The sequence below is a fragment of the Larkinella arboricola genome, from assembly GCF_003259745.1.
Classification (GTDB): domain Bacteria; phylum Bacteroidota; class Bacteroidia; order Cytophagales; family Spirosomataceae; genus Larkinella; species Larkinella arboricola.
On record NZ_QLMC01000009.1, the window covers coordinates 20,754 to 36,907 of the forward strand.

The 16,154-nt window shown below is 55.0% G+C and carries 9 protein-coding genes; 2 read left to right on the plus strand and 7 right to left on the minus strand.

Annotated elements, in window-relative coordinates; translation table 11 throughout:
• Positions 1-5: 5 nt before the first annotated feature.
• The 7 genes from LX87_RS26270 to LX87_RS26300 all read right to left on the minus strand — a co-directional run bounded on the left by LX87_RS26270 (position 6) and on the right by LX87_RS26300 (position 13,879).
• Positions 6-1,742 carry a hypothetical protein gene (locus LX87_RS26270; protein WP_111631294.1) on the minus strand — a complete coding sequence of 579 codons (1,737 nt, stop codon included), beginning with the start codon at positions 1,740-1,742 and terminating at the stop codon, positions 6-8.
• An 11-nt stretch (positions 1,743-1,753) separates the two neighbouring features.
• Entirely contained in the window at positions 1,754-3,523 is a 1,770-nt protein-coding gene (locus LX87_RS26275; RefSeq protein ID WP_111631295.1) for a RagB/SusD family nutrient uptake outer membrane protein, read from the minus strand.
• Positions 3,524-3,535: 12 nt separating this feature from the next.
• The gene (locus tag LX87_RS26280; RefSeq protein ID WP_111631296.1) at positions 3,536-6,652 is read right to left on the minus strand and encodes a SusC/RagA family TonB-linked outer membrane protein; all 3,117 of its coding nucleotides are present in this window, start codon (positions 6,650-6,652) and stop codon (positions 3,536-3,538) included.
• Between the two features lie 33 nt (positions 6,653-6,685).
• Positions 6,686-8,584 carry a RagB/SusD family nutrient uptake outer membrane protein gene (locus LX87_RS26285; RefSeq protein ID WP_111631297.1) on the minus strand — a complete coding sequence of 633 codons (1,899 nt, stop codon included), beginning with the start codon at positions 8,582-8,584 and terminating at the stop codon, positions 6,686-6,688.
• Positions 8,585-8,593: 9 nt separating this feature from the next.
• Entirely contained in the window at positions 8,594-12,055 is a 3,462-nt protein-coding gene (locus tag LX87_RS26290; RefSeq protein ID WP_211325376.1) for a TonB-dependent receptor, read from the minus strand.
• 58 nt (positions 12,056-12,113) lie between these two features.
• Positions 12,114-13,199: a FecR family protein gene (locus LX87_RS26295; protein ID WP_111631298.1), complete on the minus strand. Its 1,086-nt coding sequence runs from the start codon at positions 13,197-13,199 to the stop codon at positions 12,114-12,116.
• 80 nt (positions 13,200-13,279) lie between these two features.
• Positions 13,280-13,879 carry an RNA polymerase sigma factor gene (locus tag LX87_RS26300; protein ID WP_170139470.1) on the minus strand — a complete coding sequence of 200 codons (600 nt, stop codon included), beginning with the start codon at positions 13,877-13,879 and terminating at the stop codon, positions 13,280-13,282.
• A 470-nt stretch (positions 13,880-14,349) separates the two neighbouring features.
• On the opposite strand from LX87_RS26300, the gene LX87_RS26305 reads away from it, so the two are divergent.
• Together LX87_RS26305 and LX87_RS26310 are read left to right on the plus strand one after the other, a co-directional pair.
• Entirely contained in the window at positions 14,350-14,970 is a 621-nt protein-coding gene (locus LX87_RS26305; protein ID WP_111631300.1) for an RNA polymerase sigma factor, read from the plus strand.
• Between the two features lie 63 nt (positions 14,971-15,033).
• A complete protein-coding gene (locus LX87_RS26310; protein ID WP_111631346.1) occupies positions 15,034-16,137 on the plus strand; it encodes a FecR family protein in 1,104 nt (367 codons plus the stop codon).
• Positions 16,138-16,154 lie beyond the last annotated feature (17 nt).

Sequence of the window (16,154 nt, forward strand, 5' to 3'; positions counted from 1 at the left end):
GTCCTTTACTGGCTCACGATGAAGTTGAACCGGCCACCGGGCGCCACATCCCCGTTCACATACCAGTCCAGCGGATCGGTATCCACCTGCATGTTGTCCGACCATTTGAACTCCAGGTTCAGGGGGGCTTTCAGGTTGGCCAGATCGGTACGTGGAACGGTGATCATCAGCTGGTTATCCCGCACCTGATAGGTCACCTTTTTCACGTTATGCCAGTTGCCGGAGCGGTATTGTTGCAGGGTATTGCCGCCCACCACGCGGTAGTCATAGCCTTTCCAGCCGGTGGTCGCGTTGCGATCGGTGTCGAGGTAGAGACGCATCCAGTTGTCGCCGGAGTTGGGGGTGATTCTGGCGGTGGTCTGGGCGTAGAAATAGAGGTTTTTGGTATCGTGGGCTACTTTGAGCTGGTCGAAATCGTTGCGGCCGGTTTTGTTCACGTACGTATGCGCGGGCTCGGTCTGCGCGCCCGGGTGGTTGCGCTCCTGGGTGTCGCCGGTGTAATCGCGGTAGGTGAGCGTTACGGCTTTCCAGTCGTCGAGTTTGGTAATGGTTTTGGCCGAACCGAGGGACGGGTTCGCTTCCACGCCCTTGTACCGGCGCACATTGCTGACGAGCTGCATGTAATAATGGTCTTTCAAACCCGCCGTCAATGAAGGCTCAATGTCGCGGCTGTATTCCGGACTGGCCTGATCGCAGAACCACGAATGTTCCGGGTTTGAGTCGTGGCTTTGAAACTTCCCGGCAATCCATTCGTTCCAGCCGGTGACATAGACGAACGGCACATTCTGTTTGAGGGCAAAATTCCACTGCTCCTGCACATTGTAACCGTAGACAATGTCCTTCTTCGGGTCGCCGGGGGAACCGTTGCGGTAGCTGCGACCCCAGTTGTCCTTGTTTCCGTAAAAGGCCGAACCGCCCATTCCTGCCGTCGGATTGGGGTGCTGGGCAACGGAAACGTTGATGATCTCAGCCTCGCCTTTGCTGTTATAATGGACCTTCTGCGGTCGGGTGAACGAGATCCACGGCCACCCGTTCACCTTCTGCTTTTCGGTCGGCCACTGCGATTCGCGGAAGGTAAAGAAGGACTGGAAATTTTTGCCATCGGCTTCTTTGGTGATGCCAATGATCAGCGGTTTGCCGTCGAGGTAATACCAGCAGTCGGGATGCCGGTAGGGTGCGCCTTCCTTGTAAAACAGATCATAGGCCTCCTGCATCGTTTCGCCGGATTGGGTATTGGTGTAAAAAACGATCTTCGGCGCTTTGCGACCCTGGGCGCGCACGGCATCCATGGCTTTCATGAGCACATCGGCCTGCTTGCCGTAGGTGAGCCGGTTGGTTGCGTCGATGACCAGAAAATCCACCCCGGCGTCGGTCAGGAGCTGGATGCTGCGGAGATGGACCCAATAGTCGTCGGCTTTGTAATACCCATAAATGGGCTGGCCCCAGTAGTACATACCGACGCTCTTGTTCGGGTCGCCACCCCAGTGCGGATTGTCAAAATCTTCGAGCACTTCGGGATGTCTGGATACGATCTCGTTCAGGTCCCACGCCCGGGCCGGTGCTACATCATGCCACAGAAAGTAGAACATCCCGACCTGCCGGTTGGCTTTCGGAGCGCCCACGGCGTTGTGCTGCGGCAAGGTACGGCCCAGATCGTCGGTACCGGCCAGGGGCTGAGCCTGCGCGATACCGACCAGGGCGAATAGAAGGATGGTGAAGGATAGGGTTTTGTACGGTTTCATAGCAACAGGGGTTAATCGAGCCAGCCCGGATTTTGCCAATCCGTGCCGGAGAGGCCGACGATCTTGTCAACCTCGCTCTGGTCAATGGGGTACAGCAAATATTTGTCGGTGAAGGCGTTGCGGTTGGGGAATTTAAACCGCTTGTACACAAAGTTCGTCCCGCTCCGGGTGATCCGCATCCCCGTCACGAACCGGTCGGTCTGGTCGAGGACTTTCCAGCGACGCACATCGAAGAAGCGGTGTTCCTCGAAGGCCAGTTCAATGCGACGTTCGTTGCGGTATTTCTTTTCAAAGGCTTCTTTGGCCATTCCCGCCGGAAAGCCCGGCATCCCCGCCCGCGCCCGCACCGCATTCACCGCGTCCCGCGCCGACAGTGTGAGGTTGCCCACCTTCACGGCGGCATCCGGCCCCGCCGACTGGTAAGCTGATTCCGCAAAATTCAGGTACAACTCGGCCAGCCGCAGCAGCCGGACCCCTCCGTCGGCATCGTTATTCTGCCCCGACCGGTAGTTGTTGAATTTCCGCAGGTAATAACCCGTCCGCGTATGCTTGCGGTTGATTTCCGAAATTTCCTCCGCACCGCCCACGAAGGTTTCTACTTTCTTGCCATTCGGCTGATCGAGGTTGCGGACGGCGCCATTGTAATAAATGGAGGCATAAAAACGTGGGTCGCGGCCGGTGTAAGGGTTATCTTCCCTGTACCCTGATTTGGCGTTAATAATGGGCACGGTCCGGTTTGCGTCGGAATAGCCGGTAATGGGCGCTTCGCCGTTGGCCATTTCGTAGGCGTCTACGAGGTCCTGCGTAGGGCAGGGGCCGGTGCGATCCATGCCCGGATTGGTGGGCATACCGGCATACCGCCACACCTGCATGTTGTCGCCCCAATGGTAAATGGTCTCTTTGTCGGTCGCGCGCTGGTCGTTGGATGTGGTAAAGAAATAAAGCGCGTAGGCGTTCTGGGCAATGTCGGCAGCCGGTTTTTCGTCGAACAGCCGATACCCGTTGGCCAGGCATTGACCCAGAGCCTCAGCCGTGATCTCCGTCGCTTTCTGCCACGTATAAGTCCCATTCGACCAGAGCGGGCTGGCCGCGTAGGTCACCGCCTGCGATTTGATAGCGTAGGCGACGGCCCGCGTCATGATTCCGTACTGATTATCATAAATCTCCCAGGGCAGGCCGTCGCGCGTGGCCGGGTACGACAGGGCCTTGTCACAATCCGCGAGAATGAAGGTGACTACCTCGGAGAACGACGCCCGTTTGTCCTGTGAAAAGTCGTGGTTGATGGGCAGCGGCTTGTCGAAGATCGGTACACTCCCGTAGCGTTTCACGAGTTGCAGGTAATACAGGGCGCGTAAGGTATGGGCCTGGGCCGTCCAGGCGGCTTTTTCGCCCTCGCTGGCGTAGACCGTCGCCGTTTTGATGTTCTCGATAAAGACATTGCATTTGCGAATGCCCTCATAGAGCTTGCCCCACGGACTGCCATCGGCGGAGTTGTCCTTGTAATTGGTTGACGTGACATTGCCGCCATACCAGACGATGTACCGCGAGCCGGGTGTAATGTCGTCGGCGTCCTGGGCCTCGTCGGTAAAGGAGGCCCGGTCCATGTAGGGCTTGGGAACGTAGCCGTAACACGAATTGAGGTAGCCCCGCGTCCGGTTGTAATCGCTGAAAACCTGATCCATCGTGATGCGCCCGTCGGTCGGCAGGTCGAGCTGCTCGTTGCAGGACAGCAGCAGGCCCGGGAGCAGGAAGGTCAGGAAAAGTATGTGGTGCTTTCTCATGGATTCAAACGTTTAAAAAATAACACTAATGCCCGCATTGAAGACCCGGTATACCGGAAAGGCCAGGTACCCATTGCCTTCCGGCCCGAAATCGTCCGACTTCATCTTGTCCCAGGTCAGGAGGTTCTGGCCGCTTACGAGCACGCGCACCCGGTCGGCGCGGATCGTGCGGGCAAGCGTCGCGGGCAGTGTATAGGAGAGCTCGACATTCTTCAATCGCACGTAGGCCCGGTTATACAGGTAATAATCGCTCGGCTGGTGGTTTACAGTCTGCGCGAGCGACAAGGCCGGTGCCGTGATTTTCTCCCCTGCCGCATAGCGTTCCGGTGTCCAGGCATTGCGGTGCAGCGCACCAAACACACCGTCGTAATTGGTTTCCCACACGCCGGTGCCCGAGTACATGGTCGCGTAGTTGCCGACGCCCTGGAACAGAAAGCTCAGGTCGAAATTTTTGTACGTAACCCCGCCGGAAACACCGTAGATCACGCTCGGGATGTTGCCGGTGCCTACCGGCGCCTTGTCCCGCTCGTCGATCTTGCCATCGGCATTCAGGTCCTGGTAGCGCAGGTCACCGGGGCGGGGTTTGCCAAAGCTGTATTCGAGCTTGTTGTTGTCGACTTCCTGCTGGGAATTGAAAAAGCCGTTGCCGTTGCTGTAATCCACCTTATACCCGAACATCTGCCCGAATGCGTAGCCTTCTTCCCATTTGCGGTACGCATAATCCTCGGTTTTCTGGGCCTCGTTCCAACTGATGATCTTGTTTTTGGCGTAGCTGAGCATCAAACCGGCGTGAATGGAGAAATCTTTGGTCAAGCGGTTGGTATATCCCACATTCAGATCCACCCCTTTGTTCTCGAAAACGCCCGCATTCAGCTTCGGATAATTGTCCAGCGGAATGCCCTGGTACAGCGGAATCGTCGATAAGGCCCCCACTACCATGTTATCCATTCGTTCTTTAAAGACATCCACCGAAAACGTCAGCGCATTGAACAAACCCAGATCGAGACCGTAATTCTGCTTTTTCGATATTTCCGCGCGGATGTTCGGGTTGCCAACCTGGCCTTCGGTGATCAGGTATTGCAGCGACCCGATCGGCCCACCGCCCTGCATGGTCACATTGTCGAGGTAGGCGTAGCGCGCCAGGCCGCTCTGGTCGTTGGCGGTTTTGCCGTAGGAAGCGCGAAGTTTCAGGTTGGTCAGGAAGGCATTATTTTTCAGAAAAGCTTCCTCCGAAATCACCCAGGCTGCCGATACCGCCGGGGTGCTGGTGTAACGCACATTCCGGGCGTATTGCTCCGACCCCGAATAACCCAGGTCGACCTTCACGAAATAGCGGTTATCAAATCCATAGGAAGCCTCAAAACCACTGCTCACCCGGTTGTAAGGCAACAGGGCGGGGGAGGAGTTGTCCGCTTTCGTCAGGTTCTGGTAAAACAGATATGCCATCGCGCCCACCCGGTGCCGACCGAAATCGCGTTTGTAATTCATCGCGAGGTTGTAGGTCAAATGGTAGTAGTACGAATGCGACTTGGAGTAGGCAAGTGGCGTGTTGTTCTGCGCTCCTTTTTTGATGAAGGTCAGTGTCGAATCACTGCTTTGCACCCAGCGTTCGTAGTCCTGTTTGGTCGAAAGGCTGCCCACGGAGTTGGTCTGGTACGCCAGCGTTCCCGTCAGGTTCAACCCTTTGGTGAGAAAACCCATGTCCAGATCGAGGCCAAACTGAGAAACGATGTTGGTTACCGTATGCCGGGTGTAGCCGGTGCGGTTGAGCATACCATACGTCGGCGACTCCACACGTTCGGTGGTGATTACTTTTCCGCCGGGATCAATCGTTTCGCCCGACGCGTTCACCACCGGCTGCGTCACGGGACCGTACACCGTCGGCGGAATCTGGAAAATGCTGCTATACACATCCGCATTGCCCGCACCACCGGGCGTCCGCTCGCGCTTCACGTTCCCCGCCAGGCGGATGAATGCTTTCAGGTAGCGGTTCAGGTTCATGTCGATGTTTGAGCGGTAATTGACCCAGACGTTGTTCGCATCCGGGTTGTAGCGGGTCTGGTCGGTTTTGAAATAACCGCCCTGGTGCATGAGGTTGATGTTGGAGAAAAACTGCACCTTGTCGTTGCCGCCGGTCACGTTCACGCTGGCACGCTGCATGGCGGCAAAGTCCTTCATGAAGCGGTTGTACCAGTTGTTATCGGGGTACAAATCCCGGTTCTGGCCGGAGCGGTAGCCCTCGATCTGCTGCGGACTGAACAGGTAGTTCCGGCCCAGCCCGTCGTTGAAGGCCGCCTGGTTGCGCATTTCGGCGTAGTCGGCGGCATTGTAAAACGTGGGCCGGGTGGTTACCTGCTGGAACGACTGGTCGAACCGTGCCTTGATCTGCAAGGGCCCCTTCCGGCCCCGTTTGGTTGTGACCACGAGCAGGCCGTTTGCGCCCTGAATGCCGTACAGTGCCTGCGTGGAAGCGTCTTTGAGCACGGTAATGGACTCAATTTCGTTGGCCGTAATGTATTCCAGCGTTTGGTTGCTGTTGTAGGCGTTGATAATGCCGTCGATGATGACGAGCGGGCCGTTGGTGCGGGCGGCCGACAGGCCGCGAACGTACAGGCTGGTGGTGGCGCGGGAGAGTTCCGAGAACGTTTCCTGCGTCGTAAGCCCCGACAGCCGACCCGCCAGGGTCTGCGTCAGGTTGGCGACCGGCGATTTTTCCAGTTCTTCCCCTTTCACGGTTGACACGGCGCCCGACAGTTCGTTGCGCGACTGCGCGGTGTAGCCCAGCTGTATCACTTCGTCCTTGTGGTGCGGATCAAATTCCAGCCTGATAGCGAGATCCTGCTTGTCGGAAACCGCCAGTTTCTGGTTTTGAAACCCATACAGCGAACAAACGATGGCCCGGCTGCCGTCGTCGATGTTCATGACAAATTCGCCCTTTGCATTGGTGGACGTACCATTTCTGCCGTTTTCGGAGGTGATAACCACACCGGGCACCGGCTGCCCCCAGGGGTTGCGCACGACGCCGTTGATGGTTGCGGTGAGGTCCTGCGCCTGTAACGGACCGGCCAGCAGACCGGCCACGAGGAAGGTCAGGAGCCGGTTTAGTTTCTTTTGGATAAAATCTATCATAGCAATGATCGTCTGAGCCCTGAATATTCTTTTTTACCAACCCTTGTTTTGCCAGTCGGTGCCGGTAATGGAACGAAGGCGGTTGGCTTCGTTGAGCGGAATGGGCACCCACAGGAATTTGTTGGTATAGTTTTTCCGCTCGGTTGCGCGCACGGGTCGGCGGTTGTAGGTGAATGTGCCGTCGGCATTCCGGGTAATCTCCATGGCGGTTATCCAGCGGTCGGTTTTGGAGAGGTCGTCGGTTGGCTGCGACCAGCGACGGAGGTCGAAATAGCGGTTTTCCTCCATAGCCAGCTCCACCCGGCGCTCGGCACGGATGCGTTTGATGAGGTCGGTTTTGGAAAGCGACGCGGGCAGGGCAGGCATCCCGGCGCGGGCGCGGATCTCGTTCACGGCGCCAGTGGCCTCAACGAGCTGGCCGGCTTCGGCGGCTGCTTCAGCAAAGTTCAGGATCACCTCTCCGAGCCGGAAAAGCTTCCAGTTGGCCCCGGCAATGGGGTTATCATTGCCCGAGTTCGGGTGCAGAAACTTGCGCTGGTAGTAGCCCGTGCGCGTCGCCTTGCGCGTACTCGGGTGAATGCCCGTCTGCGGTTCGTTCTTGTAGGTAGCGATTACGCGCGTGCGGTTCCCGATCGGGGCCGGATAGTTTTCAAACGATTCCGGCGACTCGGCGAAATTCCACAGGGCCTTGCGCTTCGAGCCATTGTAGTAAATGGAGGCATAAAAACGCGGGTCGCGGTTGGCGTACGGATTCTTGGGGTCGTAGAGCTTATTGTCCTTATTGTAATTCGGCTGTACATGCTGATCGTCGAGGTACGGTTTGTCCAGGTCAAGCACCGGCTGGCCGTCTTTGGTTTCGTAGGCATCCACGAGTTCCTGCGAAGGACAAGTGCCTGTTTTGTACCCGTCCTGCGAACCAATGCCGTCGATGTTCCAGATGTTGCCCTGATTTTCGCGGCTCTGGTAAATCGTCTCGCGGTCCACCGGATTGGGTGTGTATTTCATCGTTTGGGTGAAGTACTCGTTGTACAGGGCGGTTTTTTCGTTCTTGTCCGGGCCGAGGAAGGCCACGTCCGAGAGGTAGGTTTGCGGCAGATTCACCCGGTTGTACAGCTCGTAGCCGTTTGCCCGCAGGTTTTCGAGCGACGTTTTGTTGACCTGATAAGCCTCCTGCCAATGATCCTGGCCCGCATTGTTGAGCGGACTGGCCGCAAAAAGAATCATTTTGGATTTGATAGCCTCGGCCATCGCCTTGTTCACGCGGCCGCCTTCGCTTTCGGTGGTGATGCGCCAGGGAAGCTCGGGGGTGTTCAGGGCCACGTCGCAATCTTCCATGATAAACTTCACCAGCTCATAATAACTGGCCCGCGTCACGGTTGAAAAATCCTGCTGAAAATCGTAGGGTTCTTTTTCAATCGGCAGCACGGCCCCAAACCATTTTAGCAGTTCCGAATAATAGTAGGCCCGCAGCAAATGCGCTTCGGCTTTCCAGCGGGCGCGGTCGGCGGAATTGCGCACGGTTGCCTGATCGATGCGGCTGATGAACAGGGTGCAGTTGCGGATTGCACTCCAGTACCGCGCCCAGTAGTCGCCGTTGCCGGAGTCGGAGCTGATGTTGGTAATCGGGTGGCTGCCCGCGGAAGCATCGCCATTGTAAAGCCGTCCCGACATGATCCACGATTCGGCCTCGGCGTCGGTGTCCCAGGCTTCATCGCTCCAGTCCACCGGCCCACGGCTCCAGAAGAAGTAGCGCGTGCCTTTCACGGGAATGTTGGCGTAGCAACTGTTGAGGAACGCACCGGTTTTATCGTTGTCGGCAAAAATTTCGTCCATCGTCAGCTTGCCGTCGGGCGCCATATCGAGCGCGTCCTTGCAGGAAGTCACCGCGAAGGACGTGAGCATTAATGCATAGAGTAGCTGTTTGAGTTTCATGTTCCGCCTTTAAAAAGTGAGGTTCAAACCGAAGTTGGCCATTTTCGTGACCGGGTAACCAAGCGAGCTGTCATTTTCCGGGTCCAGGTGGCCCATTTTCAGGCGGTCCCAGGTAAAATAGTTCTGCGCGCTCACGTACACCCGCAACTTGCTGATGCCCACGCCTTTCAACGCACCCGCCGGGACGGTGTACCCTAATACCAGATTTTTAAGCCGGGTAAACGACCGGTTCATGATGAAAAAGTCGTTGGCCGTGTGGTTGGTAGTGCTGTGGGTACTGAGGGCCGGATAGGTAATTTCCTCACCGGCTGCATAGCGCTCGGGCGTCCAGGCGCTTTTGTGATAATCGAAATAGGTACCCCGGATAATGTACTCGTACACGCCCTGCTGCTGGTAGTTGCTGGAATATTTACCCACCCCCTGAAAGAAGGTCGTGAGGTCAAAACCCTTGTATTCGAAGGTAAGCGAGAGGCCGTAGGTCACGCGGGGAATGTTGGAGTAGCCGATGGGGGCCTGGTCCTTGTCGTCGATCACGCCGTCGCCGTTCAGGTCCACGTATTTGAAATCCCCGACCCGTGGTTCGCCGAAGCCGTAGGTCGTGCTTTTGAGATACGTGTCTAGTTCCTCTTTGGAATTGAAAAAACCGTTGCCATTGCTGTAATCGATCTTATACCCCCACGACTGGTTGAGCGGAAAGCCCGTGGCGCGGTAACGGTAGACGTAGGTTTCGTCGCGCACCGATTCGTCGAGAAACTTCACGGTATTGTGGTTATAGCCATAGTTGCCGGAAACCATCACCCGGAAATCCCGATTGAAGGCTTTGTTGTACGATAATTCCAGTTCATACCCCTGGTTATCCACCAGCCCCATGTTTACCTTCGGGATGTTGCCCAGCGGCACGCCCTGAAATTCGGGCACGGTACCGCGGGAAATCAGGATGTTGCTCCGGCGCTCTTTAAACACATCCACCGAAAGGCTCAGATCCCCCAGCAATTGGGCGTCGAGACCGTAGTTTTGCTTCTGGGCAATCTCCCAGGTTATGTTTGGGTTGCCGAGCAGACCCTGGTTGATGGTCTGCCCCAGGCCCAGGCTGCCCAGCGGGCCACTGCCGCCGAGTGTAATGTCGCTCTGGTACAAAAACCGCGAGCTACCCATTTTATCGTTCCCCACTTTGCCGTAGGAAGCGCGGAGTTTCAGGTTGGTTAGCAGACGGTTGTTTTTCAGGAAACGTTCGTTGCTGATCACCCAGCCCGCCGAGACGGCCGGAAAGAAACCGTACCGGTGTCCCGGCGCGAACTGCTCCGAACCATTGTACCCCATGTTTACCTCCGCCAGATAGCGCTCGTCGTAGGCATACGTAGCGCGCGCGGCCACGCCAAGGACATTGTACGGAATTTCGCCCGCCGTGGATTCCCAGGTATCGCGCTGGCCGAGGATCATCCCGGTCACATCGTGCCGGCCGAACGTCCGGGCATAGTTGATTGAGCCCTGCATGTTGATGTTATAGCGCGAATCGGCGGCTTTGGTCAGGGCCAGCAGACTTTCGTCCGAGCGTTTGACCGCATACGTCAGTTCATCCTTCGCGGGGTTCACTTCGGCCAGGTACAGCCGTTCCGACTTTTTACCCTGCATGGCCGTGGTGGCCCGGGCGTCGTAGGAAATCATTCCCTTGATGCTCAATCCTTTCGTGACGGTATTGCTCAGGTCCCAGTCCATGCCGAATGAGGCATTGAGGTTGGAACGGACCTCGTTGCGGTATCCCATCCGGTTCATGATCTCGAAGGCGGAGCGATCCATGTAACCCGGGTCTACGATCTGCCCCGGTGCCACGCCGAAGCCGTCGATGGTTACGGGGCCGGGGGTAATGGGCAGAATGGTCTGGGCCTGGTAAATCAGGTCGCTCATCATCCACCCGGTATCGCTGTTGCCGTAGAGCCAGGCGGAGGGCATGTTTACCTGCTCGATGTAGCTGCCGATGTTCAGGAACGATTTCAGGGAGTTGGTTACCTTGTAATCGAGATTGGCGCGGAAGCTGTAGCGGTCCATTTTGGACGACGGATCATAGCCCAGCACCGATTTCGGCTCGGTATTGAGGTTACCGCCCTGGTGCAGGAAGCCCCCATTCACGAAGTAGGAAACCTTGTCGGTGCCGCCGGTCACGTTCATGTTTACGCGCGTCTGCGGGGCGTAGCGCGAAATGTACTCGCGGTAGTAATCGTGGTCCGGGTACATATATCGCCGAACCATGGCTTTCCGGGCGTAATCCGGGTCGTTCGGGTCGAGTCCGGCGAGCGGGTTGGCGTATTTGGCCATGATTGCGTCGTCGAATGGCAGCGGGCTAATACCGTCGTTTCGGGAAGCCTCGTTGCGCAGGGCCATATATTCCAGCGAATGCAGTCGTTCGGGCTCACGCGTAAAGGACGAAAAGCTCTGTTCGGCATTGATTGTCAGTTCATTTTTGCCCGCGCTGCCGCGTTTGGTCGTGATCAGGATAACCCCGTTAGCGCCCCTTACCCCGAAAACGGCCGTGGCCGACGCGTCTTTCAGGATGGAAACGGAAGCGACCTCGTTGGCGTCGAGCGTGCGAATGTTGTCGCGGGGCACACCGTCAATGAGAATCAGGGGGCTACGGCCGTTGGTCGTGGCGGCACCCCGCAGATACATCGTGGCATCATCGCGTCCCGGCTGGCCCCCGCCCGACTGGATGGAGGTCAGGCCCGGTAAGCGCCCCGATAACGAGTTGGCCAGGCTGGCCGATGAACTCTGTTGCAGGACTTCCGACGTAACCGATGCCACCGCGCCCGTTACCGATACCTTTTTCTGCTGGCCGAAACCCACCACCACCACTTCTTCCAGGGCTTTTTCGTCTACTTTCAGGGTCACCACCAGGTTCGTCATTGTGCCTACGAGCACCTCCTGTGGCACATAGCCCACGAAACTGAAAATTATGGCGTCCTTGTCGTCCGGAAGCGAAAGGATGTATTCTCCTTCGGCGTTCGTCGAGGTGCCCAGGGTCGTTCCTTTCACGATCACACTCGCACCGGGGATCGGCTGGCCCTTTTCGTCGAGTACTTTACCCGTAATTTCACGGTTGATTTCCCGGGGTGCCACGTTTTCGAGGGGTTCGGTTTTGAGCGACGTTTTCCTTTCTGCCGCCTTCAGGAGCAGAATTGTTTTCCGGGAAACCTTGTACTCAATGCCCAGCGGACCGAGCAGTGTTTCGAGCACGGCGCCCAGGCGCTGGTTCTGGCTGTCGAGTGTCACCTTGCGGTCGGCGCGAATCACCTCGGCGCTGTAAATAAAACGGACCCTGGTCTGCCCCTCGATTTTTTCGAGTACCTTATCTATTTCCATTTCGTTAACGGTGATAGATATACGTTGGCTCAATACTTCCTGTGCGCGCACGTCTTTCGCCAGCGAGAGGTGCATACCAAGGAGCCAGAGTAAACACGGCGTAATGCTGAGTTTCATGATCCGTAGAATGATCTTTCGATATTGTTTGCCCATATGTTAAAAGGATTGATAAAAGCTATTCGCAACCCTGTGCAGTGACAGTCACCACCCGGCCGCGTATGTTGTACTGTGCATTCACGACCGCGCAGATCAGGTCAAGCTTCTCATTGACCGGCTCATCGCCCAGCCGGGCAGTGAGCGTGCAATGCGCAATTGCGTCATAATCTGCCTGTATATCAATGCCGTATGTGTTTTCCAGTTCGGCAAACACCTCTAACAGGGGTGTGCGCTTAAATTCAAACTTCTGGACTTCGGCCGGGATGTTCAGCAAGGTGGGCCGTTCCACGGTTTTGGTGATCATGCGCAGGCTTTTGCGGTTCAAAGTCACCTGCTCGTTGGGCTTCAGGAGTATTTTGCGGGGTGCCGTATTCGACCCGTTATCACCGGTCTCCTGGGCGTATACTTCTACCAGGCCGGTTTTCACGACCAATTCCACCTCCCGGTCCCCGTCGTTGGCTCTTATGCTGAAACTGGTGCCTTTTACCTTCGTTACCATCCCGCCCGAATACACCAGAAAGGGTTGCTCCGGGTTTTTCACTACTTCAAAAAAAGCCTCCCCACTCAGACTCACTTCTCGCTGTTCTGGCAGAAACTGGGCCGGATAGGTGATGCGGCCGTTTCGCTTGAGGAGTACCGAACTACCGTCGGGCAGGTTAACCAGCTGAATATCCCGCGTTGTGTTGACAATCTCGATGGTTTCAGGTCTGGAGAAATCCGTAACCTCTGCGACGAGCGTTTGCAGCTTTTTCAAACCCGGCTGCTGACGAACCATACTGAAGGCTACACCGAGGACCAGCAGCAGCATCGCGGCCCGTTTGAGCCAGTTGCTGCGCCACCACGGCAGCGGGCGGATGGTTGGCTCGTCGGGAATACCGTTCAGAATCTCGCCTACGAGCGATTTCACCTCCGTTTCCGAAAGCTCCTCGAGTGGTCCGCGTACGGCCAGCAGGATCTCGCGCGCCTGGTCCATCTCCGCGAGCTGTCCAGCGTGTTCCTGCCTAAAGCGGTTCCAGAATTCAGCCTTCTCGCCGTAGTACACCCACCGCCGAAAAGGCCCATCCTCCACCCAATCCGTTACGCGGAAGTCGGCATAATTATTCATGGATTTTATTTAACTTTCGCTACGATGAGTACGCAGCCAGCAAATAGTACCCATGCTTTTCGAAAAAAAGTTAAAATTTTTCAATGCCAGTTGAAATCCGCGCACAATACGAGCAGAATGGCCGAGTGCGACCAGTATTCGCGCAATTTATGGATACCGTATTGCAGATAATTAGCCACGGCCTGACGCTGCAAACCCATCACGTTCGCGATCTCTTCATAGGAAAGGTCTTCGTAATAGCGGAGGTAAAGGGCTTCCTTTTGTCGTTTGGGGAGGGAGTCGATGGCCTGTTTCAGGCGGTCGCTGGTGAGCTGGTCCGTTTCCTGGATGATCCAGCTAATTTCGGGGGAAAGGTCGTCCTGCACATCGTCGTCGTGGATATCGGAGAAGCACGACTGTTTCCGGACCCGTCGCAGGAGGTTGTTGCGCAGGGACTGAAACAGGTACGGCTTTATGGCCGCGACGCCGGACAGCGAATGCCGCTTTTCCCAAATTTCCAGAAAAAGGTCCTGTAGGCAGTCTTTAATCAGATCCCGGTCAACCGTAAAGCGAGTACCATAATGATAAAGGGCACTGTAATTCAGCTCCGCAATCTCGCTGAATGCCGTTTTGTCATCTTCGCAAAACTGCTGCCAGCGCAGGATCAGATGGGTCTCTGGAGAATAGTTCGTATTTTTCACAAAGTCCAGGAAAGGGTGCTACCGACAATTTAGCAAAATTGTTCCAAATTAATCTTGATATAAGCCTGTAAATGTTCATTTTGACAGCCCACTAACTGTCCTGTTCCATCATGCTTTTACAGAAATGGAAGGCCGATTGTCCGGTTAGAGCTGTCAATTAGTTTAACTCCCTCGACTATTATTGGAGAATCTTTGAAAGTGGGTTGTCGTATACTACAGGTTGACGCACGGTGGACACAGGCCAGATGTGAAGCGTGGAAACGTAAGTTTACCGTTTATTCTTTTCTTATCAAGCTGGCGGCTTGCGACCAATTTTGATTCATTAAGTGCATTACTTCGTCACTGTTAATCGATGAGCTTTACCTCATTACGGATAATTTATAATTTTTTAGAAAAATAATCTTAAATAATGGGTTAGCTTTTCCGAATAAAAGGCTCTTGTTAGTATAGGCACTGTAACTCGGTACATAATGAGTAGACGGCTACCTTCGGAAGAAGCAAAAAGGCTTTGGCAGGAATACCGTGCGGGTGATATGTATGCACTGGCCAGAATCATGCAAAGTTATTACTCCGATCTCTTTCACTGGGGTATGCGGCTGCATGCCGACCGCGAATTTGTGAAAGATTGCATTCAGGAGGTATTTTTAAACCTGTGGAAACAGCAGAGTTCGGCTCAGGCTGTTGAAAACGTGCGGGCTTACCTGCTCATGGTGCTTAAATCGCGTATTTTACGGGAGCTTTCGCGCCAGCACATGACAAACCAGTCCGAACTTTCGGATGATTACACATTTTCCGTTGAGTTTGCCGCTGATGTGCAATGGATCGAGGAAGAAAATGAAGTGTACCAGATTCGCAAACTGGAACGGGTGATCAACCATTTACCCGAACGGCAGAAAGAATTGATTTACCTGCGTTTTTACCAGAACCTGAGTTTCGAACAAATTGCGGATGTCATGAACCTGGGTCGCCAGTCGGTTTATAACCTGTTGCAGAAATCCCTGATTAGTCTCCGGAAAAACTGGCCGGTGAACAACATCGTGTTTCTACTTATTCAGTTTACGGTTTACGGTTTTCCATTTACGGACGCCTGACGCATTTTAGTGCGTATGACCTTCTGTAAACTAATAAACCGCAAACTGAAATCCGAAACCATTATGAAAAGCTACGAATCCTATACGGTAGAGGACTTTATTCAGGACGATGATTTTCGAGACTGGGTGCAGGGCCGTGGCAATCGGGGTTTATTCTGGCGTTCGTTTCTGCAAAAATACCCCGAAAAGCGGCTGGCCTTTCAGCAGGCCGAGTTGTTTATCCGGGCGGCTGCCGTACCTCCTGAAACCCTAAGTGAGGCTGAAATTCGTAAGGAGACGGAAAAATTCATCGAAAATGCGTTTACGTATAGCGTACACCGTCAGCATAGAGTGTCGCCTGATTTGTCGAATCGACAGCCTGCTTATTTTGTCCGATGGGGCCTACGAATTGCGGCTTCGCTGGCGGTTGTTGCCGGTCTTCTCTGGTATATGGTAGCTACCAAAGCCAATCCATCCCATGCAGTAGCGTCTGATAATGGGGGAAATCAATTGGTAGAAACCCGGAATGATACCCGGCAGTTGCTGCGGGTTGTACTCAACGATAGTTCAGAAGTGCTGCTGAGCCCCCAAAGCCGTCTGCGGTATCCATCGCAGTTTTCGGGCAACGCCCGCGTTGTCTACCTACAGGGCGAAGGAAGCTTTTCGGTCAGGCGGCAAAGCCAGCCGTTTATGGTATATACCGGCGAAATGGTTACGAAAGTACTCGGTACGCAGTTTGTCGTTAAAGCCTTCGATCTGGATAAAAAAATTACGGTTCAGGTTCTTTCGGGAAAGGTATCCGTCTACAAGAAAAAACCGGAACACGTACCCGATAACAAGGAGGTTAACGGTCTGATTCTGAATGTGAACCAGGCGGCTATTTTTGAGAAAAACGAAGGAAACCTGACCAAAACGCTCGTGGCAGACCCCGCGCCAATCCAGAAAAAAAGCAGGGACAATTCCTTTGTATACGACGAAGTTCCGTTACCCCGGATTCTGCGGGAGCTGGAGAATACCTACGGCATTCCGATCCAGTTTGACGAACAGAATTTTGAAACCTGCAAAATCACGGCCATCCTGTCGAGTGAGTCACTCTACCAGAAGCTTGATTTGCTATGTAAAGCATCCTCAGCGAGTTATGAAATAACGGACGGTCAGATCGTGATCAGCCGAAAGGGATACCGATAATGCATTCATAAAATTGG